The organism is Streptomyces sp. ADI95-16 (assembly GCF_003721495.1).
GTDB lineage: Bacteria > Actinomycetota > Actinomycetes > Streptomycetales > Streptomycetaceae > Streptomyces > Streptomyces goshikiensis.
Map to the genome: position 1 here is coordinate 5,639,798 of NZ_CP033581.1, position 16,696 is coordinate 5,656,493.

General features: G+C 71.9%; 16 protein-coding genes and 1 riboswitch. Of the genes, 8 read left to right on the forward strand and 8 right to left on the reverse strand.

Annotated features, from left to right (window positions below):
* The first annotated feature begins 47 nt into the window (after positions 1–47).
* From EES41_RS25355 to EES41_RS25385, 7 genes are all read left to right on the forward strand, one after another.
* Complete coding sequence (locus EES41_RS25355; RefSeq protein ID WP_174261736.1) at positions 48–2,795, forward strand: choice-of-anchor A family protein; 2,748 nt, start codon at positions 48–50, stop codon at positions 2,793–2,795.
* Between the two features lie 231 nt (positions 2,796–3,026).
* On the forward strand, positions 3,027–4,244 hold the full coding sequence (locus EES41_RS25360; protein ID WP_254211792.1) for an Ig-like domain-containing protein: 1,218 nt from the start codon (positions 3,027–3,029) through the stop codon (positions 4,242–4,244).
* Positions 4,245–4,330: 86 nt separating this feature from the next.
* Positions 4,331–5,098, forward strand: a complete 768-nt coding sequence (locus EES41_RS25365) for an enoyl-CoA hydratase/isomerase family protein (protein ID WP_008743356.1) — start codon at positions 4,331–4,333, stop codon at positions 5,096–5,098.
* Between the two features lie 266 nt (positions 5,099–5,364).
* Positions 5,365–5,868: an ATP-binding protein gene (locus EES41_RS25370; RefSeq protein WP_123080448.1), complete on the forward strand. Its 504-nt coding sequence runs from the start codon at positions 5,365–5,367 to the stop codon at positions 5,866–5,868.
* A 378-nt stretch (positions 5,869–6,246) separates the two neighbouring features.
* Positions 6,247–7,035, forward strand: a complete 789-nt coding sequence (locus EES41_RS25375; protein ID WP_123080449.1) for a polysaccharide deacetylase family protein — start codon at positions 6,247–6,249, stop codon at positions 7,033–7,035.
* Positions 7,032–8,219, forward strand: coding sequence for a YncE family protein (locus tag EES41_RS25380; RefSeq protein WP_123080450.1), 1,188 nt, complete (start codon positions 7,032–7,034; stop codon positions 8,217–8,219). Before EES41_RS25375 ends, EES41_RS25380 begins: the two co-directional genes overlap by 4 nt.
* A gap of 154 nt (positions 8,220–8,373) precedes the next feature.
* Positions 8,374–8,586 carry an EF-hand domain-containing protein gene (locus EES41_RS25385; RefSeq protein WP_037794959.1) on the forward strand — a complete coding sequence of 71 codons (213 nt, stop codon included), beginning with the start codon at positions 8,374–8,376 and terminating at the stop codon, positions 8,584–8,586.
* A 48-nt stretch (positions 8,587–8,634) separates the two neighbouring features.
* On the opposite strand, the gene EES41_RS25390 is transcribed toward EES41_RS25385, so the two are convergent.
* Genes EES41_RS25390 through EES41_RS25410 form a run of 5 tightly spaced genes read right to left on the reverse strand, consistent with a single transcriptional unit; the run spans position 8,635 to position 11,901 of the window.
* Positions 8,635–9,204 carry a PadR family transcriptional regulator gene (locus EES41_RS25390; RefSeq protein ID WP_123080451.1) on the reverse strand — a complete coding sequence of 190 codons (570 nt, stop codon included), beginning with the start codon at positions 9,202–9,204 and terminating at the stop codon, positions 8,635–8,637.
* A gap of 50 nt (positions 9,205–9,254) precedes the next feature.
* On the reverse strand, positions 9,255–10,088 hold the full coding sequence (locus EES41_RS25395) for an energy-coupling factor ABC transporter ATP-binding protein (protein ID WP_123080452.1): 834 nt from the start codon (positions 10,086–10,088) through the stop codon (positions 9,255–9,257).
* Positions 10,085–10,834 carry a cobalt ECF transporter T component CbiQ gene (gene cbiQ / locus EES41_RS25400; RefSeq protein WP_123080453.1) on the reverse strand — a complete coding sequence of 250 codons (750 nt, stop codon included), beginning with the start codon at positions 10,832–10,834 and terminating at the stop codon, positions 10,085–10,087. Before cbiQ ends, EES41_RS25395 begins: the two co-directional genes overlap by 4 nt.
* Positions 10,835–10,837: 3 nt before the next feature.
* On the reverse strand, positions 10,838–11,188 hold the full coding sequence (locus tag EES41_RS25405; protein WP_123080454.1) for an energy-coupling factor ABC transporter substrate-binding protein: 351 nt from the start codon (positions 11,186–11,188) through the stop codon (positions 10,838–10,840).
* Positions 11,188–11,901: an energy-coupling factor ABC transporter permease gene (locus EES41_RS25410; protein ID WP_123080455.1), complete on the reverse strand. Its 714-nt coding sequence runs from the start codon at positions 11,899–11,901 to the stop codon at positions 11,188–11,190. The genes EES41_RS25405 and EES41_RS25410 overlap by 1 nt, the downstream gene beginning before the upstream one ends.
* A gap of 28 nt (positions 11,902–11,929) precedes the next feature.
* Positions 11,930–12,125: riboswitch (cobalamin riboswitch) on the reverse strand.
* A gap of 177 nt (positions 12,126–12,302) precedes the next feature.
* Here EES41_RS25410 and EES41_RS25415 point away from each other — a divergent pair.
* The gene (locus tag EES41_RS25415) at positions 12,303–13,043 is read left to right on the forward strand and encodes a flavodoxin family protein (protein WP_123080456.1); all 741 of its coding nucleotides are present in this window, start codon (positions 12,303–12,305) and stop codon (positions 13,041–13,043) included.
* A 64-nt stretch (positions 13,044–13,107) separates the two neighbouring features.
* Here EES41_RS25415 and EES41_RS25420 read toward each other — a convergent pair whose 3' ends face one another.
* From EES41_RS25420 to glyA, 3 genes are all read right to left on the reverse strand, one after another.
* Positions 13,108–13,623, reverse strand: coding sequence for a hypothetical protein (locus tag EES41_RS25420; protein ID WP_073773006.1), 516 nt, complete (start codon positions 13,621–13,623; stop codon positions 13,108–13,110).
* Positions 13,624–13,793: 170 nt separating this feature from the next.
* Complete coding sequence (locus tag EES41_RS25425) at positions 13,794–15,176, reverse strand: L-serine ammonia-lyase (RefSeq protein WP_123080457.1); 1,383 nt, start codon at positions 15,174–15,176, stop codon at positions 13,794–13,796.
* A gap of 263 nt (positions 15,177–15,439) precedes the next feature.
* On the reverse strand, positions 15,440–16,696 hold the full coding sequence (glyA, locus tag EES41_RS25430) for a serine hydroxymethyltransferase (RefSeq protein ID WP_123080458.1): 1,257 nt from the start codon (positions 16,694–16,696) through the stop codon (positions 15,440–15,442).

Consider the following 16,696-nt stretch of genomic DNA (forward strand, 5'->3'; position numbering starts at 1 on the left):
CCGCCAGCCTGGCAGAGCACCACTCAGCAGGCGACGGACGGAGTGTCATGAGAGCAAGGACGGCCGCGAAGACCGGGCGGGCACGCCTGGGCCTCGGCCTCGCGGTGACGGTGGCGGTGCTGGCCACCGCCGCCCCCGCGTACCCGGCGTACCCCGCAACGGCGGGAACCGGAGCGGTACGGGCCACACTGCCCGGGGGGCTCGGCCCCTGCCTGGGCCCCGAGTGCCCCGACGTGTACCTCGACCCGCACACCGGGCCGGCCAACGGCCGGGACGCCGGGATCAACATCTTCGTCGGCGGCGACTTCCAGGTCCGCGAGCGGGCCGCCGAGGCGGAGGGCCGGGTCGTCGTACTCGGCTCCTTCGACCAGGACAAGGCCGACGGCGTCAGCCAGGTCTACAACGTCGGCATCGTCGGCGCGGGCTCCCAGACCCAGCCGCCCGCCGGCTCCGACTTCCTGACCACCGGCGGCGGGATCGCCGTCGCCGACAGCGAACGCCTCATCGCCGACGGCGGCGTCGTCCGCCACGCCGGCCCGCTCTCCGGCACCGGCACCGTCAGCGCCACCCGCGTGGTCCGGGACCCGGCCGCCGCCGGCCCGTACGCGCCCCTGCGCCGCGAGCTCGCCGCCGCCAGCCAGTGCTACGCCCGCCCCGGCGGGACGCCGCGGACCCCGACGGGCACCGTCACCAACAACCGCTTCGAGACCCTCTTCAGGGGCGACGGCCGCTCGCCGCTCCAGGTCTTCAACGTGGACGCCGACATCGCCGCCCCCGGCCGGGGCCAGCAGGGCATCCGGTTCGCGGACATCCCGGCGAACGCCACCATCCTGGTCAACGTGCTGGGCGCCGACCGGGCCGTGGTCACCTACAGCGGGGAGCAGACCTACCGTCAGCGGCTGCTGTGGAACTTCCCCGACGCCACCACCGTGGGCCTGCTCGGCACCGGCCAGTTCCAGGGCGCCGCGCTCATCGGCAACCCGGCCTCGCGCACCACGGTCACCCTGCCCGGCTTCAACGGCCGCTTCTTCACCACCGGCTCGCTGAGGCACACCAGCGCCGCCGCCGGGGGCGGCGGCCAGGAGTTCCACTCCTACCCCTTCACCGGTGACCTGCCCGACTGCGGGAGCGCCCCGGTGACCGGCGAGCTCTCCGTCGTCAAGGTGAACGAGGCCGGCGACGCGCTGGCCGGCGCCGGCTTCGAGCTGTGGCGCGAGAGCAACGGCACCCCCGGCCTCCAGACCGGGACCCCGGGCGGCGACACCCTGGAACCCCGCGGCTGCACCACCCGCGCGGACGGCATCTGCCGCCGCACCGCCGAGCCGGGCACGTACTACTGGCGGGAGGTCACCCCGCCCGCCGGATACGCCCTCCCGGCGAACCCGGTGTTCGGGCCGCTGGTGCTGACCCCGCGCAACGCCGGCGAGGGCGTGCGCGTCCGCGCCGTGAACACGCCGCTCGCACCCCCCGTACGGGGCGAGGTGAGCGTCCTGAAGACCGACGCGGAGACGGGCGACCCGCTCGCGGGCGCCGTCTTCCGCCTCTGGAAGGAGAGCAACGGCACCCCCGGCCTCCAGACGGGGCGGCCGGGCGGCGACACCCCGGTCGGGGGACCCTGCACCACCGACGAGAGCGGCGACTGCACGCGGACCGTCGGGGTGGGCACGTACTACTGGCAGGAGACCGCGCCCCCGCCCGGCTACCTGCTGCCGGCGAACCCGGTGTTCGGGCCGCTCGCCCTGACGGAGGAGAACGCGCGCGAGGGCGTCACCGTCACGGCGGCCGACATCGCCGCGCCCGTCCCGGTGCCCGGCGCGGTGTCGGTGCGCAAGGTCAGCCCCGAGGGCGCCCCGCTCGCCGGCGCGGTCTTCCAGCTGTGGCGGGAGACCAACGGCACCCCCGGCCTCCAGACCGGCGGGAACACGCCGGACACCAGGGTCGGTGACGACTGCGTCACCTCCCTCCCGTCGGCCACCTGTACGCGCACCGTCGACGTGGGCACGTACTACTGGCGCGAGACCAGCGCGCCCCCCGGCCACGGCCTCCCGGCGAACCCGGTGTTCGGGCCGCTGGTGCTGACCGCCGACAACGCGGACCAGGGCGTCGCCGTGGACGCCGTCAACACCCCGTTCCACGGCAGGATCATCGTGGTCAAGAAGGACCCGAAGACCAAGAGCGTGCTGCGCGGCGCGGTGTTCGAGCTCTGGAAGGAGACCAACGGCGTCCGGGGTCTGCAAACCGAGGGCAACGACCCCAATGACCCCAACGACCCCAACGGCCCCGACACGCAGGTCGGGCCGGCCTGCGAGACCAACCGGCAGGGCGTCTGCGAGTTCTGGAACCTCGGCGAGGGCTGGTACTACGTCCGCGAGGTCGAGGCCCCCGAGGGCTACCTGCTGCGCGAGGACCCGGTGACCGAGCCGCTCCAGCTGGACGTCCGCACGCCGGACCACGAGCGCGTGGTGGAGCTCTTCAACAGGCCCGCCGAGGACGGCCACCACGGCGGCAAGGACCCCGGCCACGAGCACGGCAAGGACCCGCACGAGGACCACGGCAAGGAGCACGGCAAGGACCCCGGCAAGGACCAGGGCAAGGACCAGGGCGAGGACCAGGGCTACGGCAAGAAGGCCGGCAAGAGCCCCGCGAAGAAGCCCGGCAAGTCCCCCGCCAAGAAGGCCGGCAAGTCCCACGCCAAGAGCCACGCGAAGGGTCACGGCAAGAGCCACGCCAAGAGCCACGCGAAGGGCCACGCGAAGGGTCACGGCAAGGCGCCGGCCAAGTCCCGCAGGCCCTGAACCCCGCGTGCCTGCCCGGCGGTACTGACGGTCCCCGACCGCTCCTGACCTGACCCGTTCCACCCGGTGCGCCGGCACGGTGATCCCCTCACCGTGCCGGCGCACTGTCTTGCGGTCAGTTGGGACGGAACGGTGACAAGACCGTGGCTCTTCGTGATCCGCCCGTGTGATTACCTTTTTCAAGCGCGCGACTGTCCGCGCGCGGGGGACATGGGGAGAACGAGAGTGAACCTGCAGCCGATACGCGGCCGCGCCCGCACCGGCCTGCCGGCCCTTCTTCTGGGGGCGGCCCTGCTGCTCACCAGCGCGTGCAGTGGCGGGGGCAACAGCGGGGGCAGTGGCAGCGACAACGGTGGGGGCGGCGGCGGCAAGACCGGCACCGAGGCCTCCAAGGCCGTGGTCAGCGTCAAGCCGGACGACGGGGCGAAGGAGGTCGCCACCAGCGGCGTCCTGAAGATAGCGAGCACCGGCGGAAAGCTTTCCGCAGTCAAGGTCGCCGACACCAAGGGCAACGAGGTCGAGGGCAAGGTCGCCGACGACGGCGCGAGCTGGGAGCCGGCCCGGCACCTGGCCTCCGCCACCGAGTACAAGGTGCACGCGGTCGCCAAGGACGAGGCGGGCCGCGAGTCCGCCAAGGACACCACGTTCACCACGCTGACCCCGACCAACACCTTCGTGGGCCACTACACGCCGGAGGATGGCGAGACCGTCGGCGTGGGAATGCCGGTCTCCGTCAACTTCACCCGGGGCATCACCAACCCCGAGGCCGTCGAGAAGGCCATCACCGTCACGGCCGAGCCCTCCGTGCCGGTCGAGGGCCACTGGTTCGGCAACGACCGCCTCGACTTCCGCCCCGAGAAGTACTGGGCCGCGGGCACCAAGGTCACCGTGAAGCTCGCCCTCGACGGAGTCGAAGGCCGCCCCGGCGTCTACGGCAAGCAGACCCGTACGGTCACCTTCACCATCGGCCGTTCCCAGGTCTCCACGGTCGACGCGACCACCAAGCAGATGCAGGTCGTCCGTGACGGCCAGGTGCTGAAGAACCTCCCGATCACCGCGGGCGCCCCGGCCACCACCACGTACAACGGGCAGATGGTCATCAGCGAGAAGTACAAGGTGACCCGGATGAACGGCGCGACCGTCGGCTTCGGCGGCGAGTACGACATCTCCGACGTCCCGCACGCGATGCGCCTGTCGAACTCCGGCACCTTCGTCCACGGCAACTACTGGGCCTCCTCCGGCACCTTCGGCTCGGAGAACGTCAGCCACGGCTGCGTCGGCCTGAAGGACGTCCGCGGCGCCGGTGACGGCGACCAGCCCGCCGCGTGGTTCTTCAACGAGTCCCTGATCGGCGACGTCGTCGTCGTGAAGAACTCCAAGGACAAGGAGATCGCCCCGGACAACGGCCTCAACGGCTGGAACATGCCCTGGGCGGAGTGGACCAAGTAGTCCCTCCCTCCCACACTGAGAGTGGCCCGGTGCTGTGACCGACAGCACCGGGCCACCTCTGGTTAACCGGCGCTAACCTTCCCGGTATGACCCTCTCTCTCGAAGTCTCCGAAGGCGTCGGCACCATCCGCCTGGACCGGCCGCCCATGAACGCCCTGGACATCGCCACCCAGGACCGGCTGCGCGAGCTCGCGGTGGAGGCCACCGACCGGGCCGACGTCCGCGCGGTCATCCTCTACGGCGGCGAGAAGGTGTTCGCGGCCGGCGCGGACATCAAGGAGATGCAGCTGATGGACCACGCGGCGATGGTCGCCCGGTCCCGCGCCCTCCAGGACGCCTTCACCGCCGTGGCGCGGATCCCCAAGCCGGTCGTCGCGGCCGTCACCGGCTACGCCCTGGGCGGCGGTTGCGAGCTCGCGCTCTGCGCCGACTACCGGATCGCCGCCGACAACGCGAAGCTCGGCCAGCCCGAGATCCTGCTCGGTCTGATCCCCGGCGCCGGCGGCACCCAGCGGCTCTCCCGGCTGATCGGTCCCTCCAAGGCCAAGGACCTGATCTTCACCGGCCGCATGGTCAAGGCCGACGAGGCGCTCGCGCTCGGGCTGGTGGACCGCGTCGTCCCCGCCGCCGAGGTGTACGAGCAGGCGCACGCCTGGGCCGCCAAGCTGGCCCAGGGTCCGGCGCTCGCGCTGCGCGCCGCCAAGGAGTGCGTGGACGCGGGGCTGGAGGCCGACATCGACACCGGGCTGACCATCGAACGCAACTGGTTCGCGGGCCTGTTCGCCACCGAGGACCGCGAGCGCGGGATGCGCAGCTTCGTCGAGGAGGGCCCGGGCAAGGCGAAGTTCCTCTGAGTCCCCCGGTCGTGTCCGCGCCCGCGTGGATCGGCACGTCCTCCTTGTGGGTGGATTAGCCAGGCCTTAAGGCAGCCTTAAGGGGAAGGGGTGATCCACTCACGGTGATCGGCACCGAGCGGTGCGTAGTGACAGGTCAGGACGGTCTCACGGCCCTCCGATTGCCTTATGCATATGCCAATGCGACCCCCCGGAACGCTTGCTTCCGGGGGGTGTTTTCCTGTGGAACGGCCCGTACGGGCACACCGGCCGTCCATGATGGGTGCATGGCGGGCCTGGAGGGTGTGGAACAGCCGCGGCAGCGCAGCAGCGCTTCGGCCGTGCGGCTCACGGCGGCTCTTGAGGACGAACAGGGCCTCAAGGCACTGGAGTTGTTCGGGAACCCCGCCGAGGCGGAAGTGACGTTGCCGTCGATGCCCGAGTCCGCGAGCACCGCGCGCCGGCTGGCCCAGTGCGTGGTGATCCGGCTCTGGGGCCTCTCGCCGCAGATCGCGGAGCACACCGTCCTGCTGGTCTCCGAACTCGTGGGCAACGCCGTGCGGCACACGGGGGCCCGGTCCTTCGGGTTACGGCTGCTGCGCCGGCGCGGCTGGATCCGCGTGGAGGTGCGCGACCCCTCGCGCGGGCTGCCCTGTCTGATGCCGGTGCACGAGATGGACACCACCGGCCGGGGGCTCTTCCTCGTCGACAAGCTCTCCGACCGCTGGGGCGCGGACCTGCTGCCGCGCGGCAAGATCACCTGGTTCGAGATGCGGGTCGCGGACCGCTAGCCCCCGTAACGCCAGAAACCCCCTGTCGCCGTGGTGGGCGTCGCGGGGGTTTCAAGGGTGCGCCGAGGATCGAAGGGGGTGTGATCCTCGGCGTGAAGACTTCGCTCGGGTCAACGGGAAGCCGTGGCTCCGACTATGGCAGACGAGGGCCCAAACGCCAAAAGTCCCAACTCGGACATAAGTATGTATATCCCTAGAGTTTCTACCTAAATCCTAGGTGAGATGAGCCACTCACCTCGTAATCAATGAATAAGTATCGACTAGTCGGTGTATTTCGTTGATCAAGTATCGAACATCCCAACATACGGACCACCCCGCCAAAGGCCCCGAAATGGGTCAATCGTTACGATCGGGGCCTCCAGCCCCTTAAATGGGCAGGTGCTCTGCTACCCGGACCGTCGATCCGCTCTCCGCGCCGGGGCGGCGGTCGCCGCCGGCGCCCTCACCGCGGCCTGCGGCGCGAGCGGCCGCACCGACCCCGCGCCCACCGCCCCCACGAGCGCCGCCGCCCCCTCGCCCGCCAAGGCGCCGGCCGTCGCCCCCGCCCCGCACCGGTTCCCCGGCCAGCCCGTCGAGATCGGCCACGGCCCCCGCGACCGGCCCCGCGTCGCCCTCACCTTCCACGGCAACGGGGATCCCGCCACCGCCAGGGCGATCCTCGCCGAAGCCGAGAAGGGCGGCGCCCGCGTCACCGTCCTGGCCATCGGCAGCTGGCTCGACGCCCACCCGGAGATGGCCCGCCGGATCCTCGACGGCGGCCACGAACTCGGCAACCACACCCAGCGCCACCTCGCCCTCAACGCCATGCCCGAGGCGGAGGCGTACGCCGAGATCACCGAGTGCGCCCAGCGGCTCAAACGGCTCACCGGCTCCATCGGCAGCTGGTTCCGGCCCTCCCAGACCCGGTACGCGACCCCGCTCGTGCGGACCCTCGCCCAGCGGGCCGGCTACCCGCACGTCCTCTCGTACGACGTGGACTCCCTCGACTTCACCTCGCCCGGCGCGGCGGCCGTCATCCGCACCGTCACCGGGACGATCCGCAGCGGATCGGTGGTGAGCCTGCACTTCGGCTACGCGGACACGGTCGCCGCGATGCCACCCCTCCTCGAAGAACTCGCGCGCCGCAAGCTGCGCGCGGTGACCACCACGGAGCTGCTGACCCCATGACGACCATCCGCCTTCCCCGGAAGGCCACCGCGCTGTTCGCCGGACTGGTCCTCGCCGCCCTGGCCGGCTGCGGAGCCGGCGACAAGGACGCGACAGAGGCGCTCGGCTCCAAGGAACCGGCCCGCCCGGTCAAGGCGGTCCCGGCCGTTCCGCCCGGCCTGGCGGGAATGCCGCCGCTCCTCGACCCGAACGACGTCTACGCCGCCGACCGGCCGAACAGGCTCTCCCCGGTGGTCAAGGACTTCCCGTCCCGCGTCTACGTGCCGAACACCGGCTCCAACACGGTGTCCGTCATCGACCCGGCCACGTACACGGTCATCGACACCATCCCGGTCGGCGTCCAGCCCCAGCACGTGGTCCCGTCCTGGGACATGAAGACCCTGTGGGTCAACAACAACCGCGGCCACACGCTCACCCCGATCAACCCGGCCACCGGCGAGGCCGGCGCCCCCGTCGAGGTGCACGACCCGTACAACCTGTACTTCACGCCGAACGGCAAGTACGCGGTCGTGATGGCCTCCATGGACCGCGAGCTGGTCTTCCGCGATCCGCACACCATGAGCCGGGTGAAGACCGTTCCGGTGACCTGCGCCGGCGTCAATCACGCCGACTTCTCCGCCGACGGCCGCTACTTCATCGTGAGCTGCGAGTTCTCCGGCGAACTGCTCAAGGTCGACACCGAGAGGATGGAGGTGATCGGCCAGCAGAAGCTGCCGTTCGAGGGGGCGATGCCGCAGGACGTCAAGATCTCCCCGGACGGGAAGACCTTCTACGTCGCCGACATGATGGCGCACGGCATGTGGGTGCTCAGCGGCGAGGCGTTCGACGTGCCGAAGCTGCTGCCCACCGGCAAGGGCTGCCACGGCCTGTACATCAGCCGCGACTCCAAGGAGATGTACGTCTCCAACCGCGGCGAGGCCAGCATCTCCGTCTTCGACTTCACCCAGAACAAGCTCACCAAGAAGTGGGAGCTGCCCGACGGCGGCAGCCCCGACATGGGCGGCGTCTCCGCCGACGGCAAGGTGCTGTGGCTGTCCGGCCGCTACAACGGCGAGGTCTACGCCATCGACACGACGTCCGGGCGGCAGCTCGCCAAGATCAAGGTCGGCGGCGGCCCCCACGGCCTGGCCGTCTACCCGCAGCCCGGCCGCTACTCGCTGGGGCACACCGGCATCTTCCGGTAGCCCGGTCCGGCGGAGCGGCCCCTGCCGATCCCTTGCGGACCCCTTGCCGATCACCGTCGCCGCGTCCGCCGGCCGAGCGGGACCCGCGGCGGGGGCGGGCCGGGGCTGCCGCTACCCTGGGCCGGTCAACAAGCACCAAGAAGGGGTGGACCCAGTGGCGGACATCGAGAGCGCACGGGCGACGTTCAACAAGTTCGACGTGAACGGTGACGGCTTCATCACGGCCGACGAGTACAGCGCGGCCATGAAGGCGATGGGTGACGCCTTCGTCACCGCCTCCGTCGCGGACGCCGTGGTCGCCTCCAAGGACGCCAACCACGACGGCCTGCTGAGCTTCGACGAGTTCTGGGCCTCCCTGAACAAGTAGCCGGCCCCGCGCCGCCCCCCGCCCGCCCCTGCCGGGCCGGCGGGGGCGTCAGGCCGTGCCGCCCCCGGCGCCGGGCGCCGGGAGGGCGATCTCCTCCACCTCGGCGAGGGCCTCCTCCAGCCAGGTCAGCCAGAAGGTCTCCAGCGCGATGCCGCCGCGCAGCACCAGCCGGTGCAGCCGGTCCTCGTCCGAGCGCCGGCCCGGCGGGAAGTCCTTCTCCTCGATCGCCTCGTACGTCTCCAACTGCCGCCGGTGCAGACCCAGATGGCGCCGCAGCTCCGCTTCCAGCCCCTGCGGTCCCACCACCGCCGCCGCCCGGATCCGCAGCAGCAGCGGATCGCGGACCGTCTTCGGATCCTGCCGCTCGCCGACCCACCGGGCGAGCTCCGCGCTGCCGTCCGGCAGCACCTCGTACTCCTTCTTCTGCCCCCGTACCGGCACCTCGCTGGGCAGCGCCCGGATCAGCCCGGCCTCCTCCAGCCGGCCGAGCTCCCGGTAGATCTGCTGGTGCGTCGCGGACCAGAAGTACCCGATCGACTTGTCGAACCGCCGGGTCAGCTCCAGCCCCGACGAGGGCTTTTCGAGCAGGGCGGTGAGGATGGCGTGCGGGAGCGACATGCGGCCATCCTAGGTTCGCGGGAGGCCCGGCACCCGCGCGCGGGAGCGGGTCAGGGACGACCCCGGGCCCAGGCGGCGAGGGCCTCCGGGGTCTTCGGGCCCGGGGCGTCCCCGGCCAGCAGGTCTCGGGCCCGCAGGAACGCCGCCACCGCCGGGGACCACGCCTGGCGCAGGCCCGCCGAGACCAGCAGCTCCGGGTCCGCCAGCAGCGTCCCGGCCGGACCGAACCGGATGCCCGACGGGGTCAGCACCGCCGCGTCGTCGGCCCAGCGGACCGCCAGGTCCACGTCGTGCGTGGCCATCACCACCGTGGTGCCGGCCGCGCGCAGGCCCGCCAGCGCGTCCAGCAGCCGCTCCTGCCCCTCCGGGTCCAGGCCCGCCGTCGGCTCGTCCAGGATCAGCACGCGCGGCGCCATCGCCACCGCGCCCGCGATCGCCGCCCGCTTGCGCTGGCCGTACGAGAGCAGGTGCGTCGGGCGGTCCCGCAGCGCGGTGATGTCCAGCGCGGCCAGGGCGGAGTCCACCCGCGCCCGTACCTCCCCGGCGGGCAGGCCCATGTTCATCGGGCCGAAGGAGACGTCCTGCTCCACCGAGGCCGCGAACAGCTGGTCGTCCGGGTCCTGGACCACCAGCTGCACCGAGGTCCGCAGCCGGGTCAGCCCCGCCCGGTCGTGCGCCACCACCGCGCCGTCGAGCCGCAGCTCGCCCGGACCCGGCTTCAGGCCCCCGCTCAGCAGCCGCATCAGCGTGGTCTTGCCGCTGCCGTTGCGGCCCAGCAGCACCAGCGCGCGGCCCGCCGCGATCCCGAAGTCCACGCCGGACAGCACCGCCGGCCCGTCCTCGTACGCGTAGCCCGCGCCGACCAGCTCCACCAACCGCGTCACAGATACAGCTCCTTCAGTACGAGGGTGGCGGCGATCAGGGTGCCCAGCAGGGCCCCCGACGCCGCGAGGAACCGCCACGACAGCGCCGCCTCCGGTACGAGCACGCGCAGCGCGCCGTCGTAGCCGCGCCCGGCCAGCCCCTCCTGGAGCCGCCCGGCGCGGTCGAAGGCCCGTACGAAGGAGGTCGCCGCGAGCCCGGCCAGCGAACGCCACACCGCGGCCCGGCCGGTCTGCCCGAGGCGGGCCGCTTGGGCGCGCCGGACCTGCGCCATCGAGTCCAGCAGCAGGAACCCGATCCGGTACATCACCAGCGCCACGTCCACCACCGGGGCCGGAACCCCCGCGCGGACCAGCCGGGGCAGTACGTCCGAGACGGGCGTGGTGAACGCGAACAGCAGCACGCCGAGGGAGGCCGCGGAGGTCCGCAGCAGCAGCTCGGCCGCGTGCCGGGGGCCGTCGGGCGCCCAGGAGACCAGCCCGGCCGGGCCGCCGACGGCGACCAGCAGGGGCAGAGCCCCGGTGAAGCAGAACCCGAGCGGGATCCGGAACGCCCGCCACAGCCGGCGCCCGGGCACCCCGGCGGGGCCGAGCAGTACGGCGAGGGTGGCGCCGGCCACCAGCGGCCCGCCGGGCCACGGCGGCAGGGCCACGGCCGTGACGGTGAGACCGACCCCGAGCAGGCCCTTTTCGAGCGGGTGGCGGCGGCGCCAGCGGCTGCCGTGCGCCGCCACGTCGATCGGCAGCACCGCCTACGCCTCCGGGGTGGTGGCGGCGGCCTGCGGGGCGGGCTGCCGCTCCGCCTGCGCGAGGCCCTGGCGGCGTCCCTTGCGCACGCCGAAGTAGTACGCGAGCACGCCCGCGCCGAGCGCCGCCTGCAACGCGAACAGCGCGGACTCCACCTCCCCGGACGGAGGCTCGTACAGCGGGGAGAACCAGGGCTCGTAGTCCGGCTTGAGCTCGGTGATGGCCGCCTCCGCCTGCGCGTCGGCCCCCGCGAACGGCTCCTCCTTGCCCTCGCCCAGCCCCAGCGCGAGCGGGAGCACGGCCAGCGCCGCCACCAGGAGCAGCAGCAGGGTGTTGATCTTCGCGTTCCGGCTCATCAGACCGCCGCCTCCTGCTGGTTCCCGGTACGGGCGCCGGCGCCGCCGCCCGTGAGCTTCGCGACGCCGAGCCGGACCAGGTCCGACTTGCTCGACTGCATCAGCAGCCGCATCACGAGCACCGTCAGCAGGCCCTCGCTCACGGCCAGCGGGATCTGCGTGACCGCGAAGATGCCGCCGAACTTGGCGAGCGCGCCGGGGAACCCGCTCCCCGGGTCCGGGAAGGCGAGCGCCAGCTGCACCGAGGTCACGCAGTAGGTGACCAGGTCGGCGAAGAAGGCGCCGAAGAACACGGTCACCATCAGCGGGACGTCGAACTTCCGCAGCAGCCGGTAGACGGCGTACCCGGCCCAGGGCCCGGCGATCGCCATGGAGAACACGTTGGCGCCGAGCGTGGTGAGCCCGCCGTGCGCCAGCAGCAGCGCCTGGAACAGCAGGGTGATCGTGCCGAGCACCGCCATGATCGGCGGCCGGAACAGGATCGCGCCGAGCCCCGTCCCGGTGGGGTGCGAGCAGCTGCCCGTCACCGACGGGATCTTGAGCGCGGAGAGCACGAACGTGAACGCGCCGGACGCGCCGAGCAGCAGCGTGCTCTCCGGGTTGGCCTTCACCTCGCGGGTGAGGGCGCGGACGCCGTGGACGACGAAGGGAGCGGACGCGGCGCCCCAGGCGACCGCGTGCAGCGGGGGCAGAAACCCCTCGGCTATATGCATGAGTGGGGAGACCTCTCCAGCACCTCGTGGATGGACAACGCGCCCCGGCCGGTCTCCTGGCTCACGGGTGCTGTTGTCCCGGCTCCGCCTTCCCGGGGTCGTACGGTCTCCCGCGCGAGCCCAGTGGCTTCCCTACGGAGTGGAGCCGGACTTCCCGATCACAGTGGCGAGGGCCGCACCGGTTTCGCACCGATTTCCCGAACACCAAGGCCAGCTGACCCTAGTCGGCCGCACGGACCGGTAACAACCCGCGCCGATCACGCCGGTCGGATGGCCGGAATCCGCCGGTCTGTCCGCCGGTCACGTCCGCGGGCCCGCGAGCCGGCAGGTCCGCGAGCCCGCCCCGCCCGGATGGGCTCCGTCCGGTGGCGGGGGCCCTCGGAGGCTCGCAGGGTGGGGGAGTGGCCGACACCCCGCAGACCTTCGACACCGCGCAGCCCCCCGACTACGGCGACCTCACCGCCGTCTACGTGAACTGCACGCTCAAACGCTCGCCCGAGACCAGCAACACCGAGGGCCTGATCGACAAGAGCCGCGCCGTCATGGCGGCGGCGGGCGCCCGGACCTCCCTCATCCGTGCCGTCGACCACGACATCGCCACCGGTGTCTGGCCCGACATGACCGAGCACGGCTGGGAGAGCGACCAGTGGCCGGTGCTCTACAGCCAGATCATGGACGCCGACATCCTGGTGCTCTGCGGGCCCGTCTGGCTCGGTGACAACAGCTCGGTGATGAAGCGGGTGATCGAGCGGCTCTACGCCTGCTCCTCGATCCTCAACGACCAGGGCCAGTACGCCTTCTACGGCCGGGTCGGCGGCGCGCTCATCACGGGCAACGAGGACGGCGTCAAACACTGCGCCATGAACATCCTCTACAGCCTCCAGCACCTCGGCTACGCGATCCCCCCGCAGGCCGACGCGGGCTGGATGGGCGAGGCCGGGCCCGGTCCCTCGTACCTCGACCCGGGCTCCGGCGGCCCCGAGAACGACTTCACCAACCGGAACACCGCCTTCATGTCCTGGAACCTCATGCACCTGGCCGCGCTGCTCAAGCGGGGCGGCGGCATCCCGGCGCACGGCAACCAGCGCTCCCTCTGGGACGCGGGCTGCCGCTTCGACTTCCCGAACCCCGAGCACCGCTAGCCGGGGGAGGCGGGCGAGGAGAACGGGGACCCGGCGCCCGCCACGGCGCCGGGTCCCCGCACGCTCAGCACACGTTCGGGTGCGCGACGTCCAGCACGAACCGCTCCGGCCCGTGCAGGACGGAGGAGGTGTAGGAGGGCTTGGTGTCGAAGGCGGCGCCGAAGGTCACGTACCCCTCGTAGTCGCCGGTCAGGGCCATGCCCTTGAGTTTGGGCAGGTAGATCTTGACGAGCTTGGGCCCTTGGTACACGTTCTGCCCGGCGTCGTCGTGACCCGCCGCGGGATGCAGGCGGACCTCCAGGAAGTACTTCCCGGCGAGCGGTACGGGCTTGCCGGACCCGTCGTAGACGAGGTGGGTGACGGGCGTGACGGTGACCTGGGGGACGTATCCCTTGACGTCGATGACGAGCCGGTCGTACGTGCAGTGCCCGCCCCAGCGGGCATTGACGACGAGCGGGGTCTGCGTGCGGGCGGAGCCGGTCGCGGCGGCGGCCGAGGCCGGCGCGGCGAGCGAGATCCCGGCGGCGAGCAACATGCCCGTGGCCAGGGCGGTGATCTGTCGGCGGCGGAGGTGCTTCATGACGCCCCCTGTTTCTCCAGAGACGGGGACCGATGTCATCGCTAAGGACACCTCCGGCGCCCCGGCGGTTCCACCGGAGCCGCGGCGGCCCTGCGGACGGCGAAGAGCCCCACCGGGCGCGCGGCCGCGGTGGGGCTCTCCGAGCAGGTCAGCGGGTCAGCCGGCCGTCGTCAGCATTCGATGACGTTGACCGCGAGGCCGCCGCGGGCGGTCTCCTTGTACTTGACCTTCATATCGGCGCCGGTCTCCTTCATGGTCTTGATGACCTTGTCCAGGGACACCTTGTGGCTGCCGTCGCCGCGCATCGCCATCTTGGCCGCCGTGACGGCCTTGACCGCCGCCATGCCGTTGCGCTCGATGCACGGGATCTGCACCAGGCCGCCGACCGGGTCGCAGGTCAGGCCGAGGTTGTGCTCCATGCCGATCTCGGCCGCGTTCTCGACCTGCTCCGGGGTGCCGCCCAGCACCTCGGCGAGGGCGCCGGCCGCCATCGAGCAGGCCGAGCCGACCTCGCCCTGGCAGCCGACCTCGGCGCCGGAGATCGAGGCGTTCTCCTTGAACAGCATGCCGATCGCGCCCGCCGCGAGGAGGAAGCGGACCACGCCGTCCTCGTCCGCGCCCGGGACGAAGTTCGTGTAGTAGTGCAGGACCGCCGGGAGGACGCCCGCCGCGCCGTTCGTGGGCGCGGTGACGACGCGGCCGCCCGCCGCGTTCTCCTCGTTGACCGCCATCGCGTAGATCGTCGTCCACTCGCTGCGGTGCATCATCGCGTCGCCCTCGGTGCGCAGCTGGCGCGCCGTGGAGGCGGCCCGGCGCTTGACCCGCAGGCCGCCCGGGAGGATGCCCTCGCGGGACATGCCGCGCGCGACGCAGGACTGCATCACGCGCCAGATCTCCAGCAGGCCCTCGCGGATCTCCTCCTCCGTGCGCCAGGCCTTCTCGTTCTCCAGCATCAGGGAGGAGATCGACAGGCCCGTCTCGTTCGCGAGGCGGAGCATCTCGTCGCCCGACCGGAAGGGGTACTTCAGGACGGTGTCGTCGAGCTTGATCCGGTCCTCGCCCACCGCGTCCTCGTCCACGACGAAGCCGCCGCCGACCGAGTAGTACGTCTTCTCCAGCAGCGGGGTCCCGGAGGCGTCGTAGGCGAAGAGCGTCATGCCGTTCGCGTGGTACGGCAGCGACCGGCGGCGGTGCAGGATCAGCTGGTTCGGCTCGTCGAACGCGATCTCGTGCGCGTTTCCTATCTCCGTGCCGAGGAGGCGGAGGCGGCCGCTCTGGCGGATGCGCTCCACCTCGTCGTCCGCGGTCTCCACGTTCACCGAGCGCGGGGAGTGGCCCTCCAGGCCCAGGAGCACCGCCTTGGGGGTGCCGTGGCCGTGGCCGGTGGCGCCCAGCGAGCCGAAGAGCTCCGCACGGACGGACGCGGTCTCGGCGAGGACCCCGTCCTTCTTCAGGCGGGTCACGAACATGCGCGCGGCCCGCATCGGACCGACGGTGTGGGAGGACGACGGGCCGATGCCGATGGAGAAGAGATCGAAGACGGAGATGGCCACTGGCGGACTCCCTTGTCTGCTCGTGGGGTGGGAGGGGGCGGGAGAGGCGGTTCGTACGGGGGCGGTCGATTGTTCGGATTTTGTCCGACAGGCGAGCTTATCGCGGCGAGGTGAACGGCTCGTCCGCCCGAAGGGTCGCGCAGGGGGCGCCGGGCGGGCGGGACCGGTCCCGTCGGGCCCGTACGGGAAGGGTCCGGGGCCCGTACGGGAAGGGCCCGGCCCCTGTGAGACAGGAACCGGGCCCGACCCTTGACCTGCCGACGTCAGAGCGTCGGGTACAGCGGGAACTTCGCGGCGAGCGCCGAGACGCGCGCCTTGAGGTCCTCGGCGTCGTACGCGGGCTTGAGCGCCTGCGCGATGATCTCCGCGACCTCGGTGAAGGCCTCGGTGTCGAAACCGCGGGTGGCCAGCGCCGGCGTGCCGATCCGCAGGCCCGAGGTCACCATCGGCGGCCGCGGGTCGTTCGGGATGGCGTTGCGGTTGACCGTGATGCCGACCTCGTGGAGGCGGTCCTCGGCCTGCTGGCCGTCCAGCTCGGAGTCGCGCAGGTCGACCAGGACCAGGTGCACGTCGGTGCCGCCGGTGAGGACGTCCACGCCCACGGCCTTGACGTCGTCCTGGACGAGGCGGGCGGCGAGGATCTTCGCGCCCTCCAGGGTGCGCTCCTGGCGCTCCTTGAACTCGGGCGAGGCCGCGACCTTGAAGGAGACGGCCTTGGCCGCGATCACGTGCTCCAGCGGACCACCCTGCTGGCCCGGGAAGACCGCGGAGTTGATCTTCTTGGCCAGTTCCTGCGTCGACAGGATGACACCGCCGCGCGGACCGCCGAGGGTCTTGTGCGTGGTGGTGGTCACGACGTGGGCGTGCGGCACCGGGTTCGGGTGCAGACCCGCGGCGACCAGGCCGGCGAAGTGCGCCATGTCGACCATCAGGTACGCGCCGACCTCGTCCGCGATGCGGCGGAAGGCGGCGAAGTCCAGCTGGCGCGGGTAGGCGGACCAGCCGGCGACGATCAGCTGCGGCTTGGACTCCTTGGCGAGGCGCTCGACCTCGGCCATGTCCACCTGGCCCGACTCGTCGACGTGGTACGGGACCACGTTGTAGAGCTTGCCGGAGAAGTTGATCTTCATGCCGTGGGTCAGGTGACCGCCGTGGGCCAGGTTCAGGCCCATGATCGTGTCGCCCGGCTTCAGCAGCGCGAACATCGCCGCCGCGTTGGCCTGCGCGCCCGAGTGGGGCTGCACGTTCGCGGCCTCGGCGCCGAACAGCGCCTTGACGCGGTCGATCGCGATCTGCTCGACGACGTCGACGTGCTCGCAGCCGCCGTAGTAGCGGCGGCCGGGGTAGCCCTCGGCGTACTTGTTGGTCAGGACCGAGCCCTGGGCCTCCATGACGGCGACCGGGGCGAAGTTCTCCGACGCGATCATTTCCAGGGTGGACTGCTGGCGCACGAGCTCGGCGTCGACGGCGGCGGCGACATCGGGGTCGAGCTCGTGGAGAGGGGTGTTCAGTACGGACAT

Coding starts and splice junctions, on each gene's coding strand:
- EES41_RS25420 (WP_073773006.1), bottom strand. CDS start 13,623: ATGAAGCACCTCCGCCGCCGACAGATCACCGCCCTGGCCACGGGCATG.
- EES41_RS25370 (WP_123080448.1), top strand. CDS start 5,365: ATGGCGGGCCTGGAGGGTGTGGAACAGCCGCGGCAGCGCAGCAGCGCT.
- EES41_RS25405 (WP_123080454.1), bottom strand. CDS start 11,188: ATGAGCCGGAACGCGAAGATCAACACCCTGCTGCTGCTCCTGGTGGCG.
- EES41_RS25355 (WP_174261736.1), top strand. CDS start 48: ATGAGAGCAAGGACGGCCGCGAAGACCGGGCGGGCACGCCTGGGCCTC.
- glyA (WP_123080458.1), bottom strand. CDS start 16,696: ATGTCCGTACTGAACACCCCTCTCCACGAGCTCGACCCCGATGTCGCC.
- EES41_RS25365 (WP_008743356.1), top strand. CDS start 4,331: ATGACCCTCTCTCTCGAAGTCTCCGAAGGCGTCGGCACCATCCGCCTG.
- EES41_RS25410 (WP_123080455.1), bottom strand. CDS start 11,901: ATGCATATAGCCGAGGGGTTTCTGCCCCCGCTGCACGCGGTCGCCTGG.
- EES41_RS25390 (WP_123080451.1), bottom strand. CDS start 9,204: ATGTCGCTCCCGCACGCCATCCTCACCGCCCTGCTCGAAAAGCCCTCG.
- EES41_RS25380 (WP_123080450.1), top strand. CDS start 7,032: ATGACGACCATCCGCCTTCCCCGGAAGGCCACCGCGCTGTTCGCCGGA.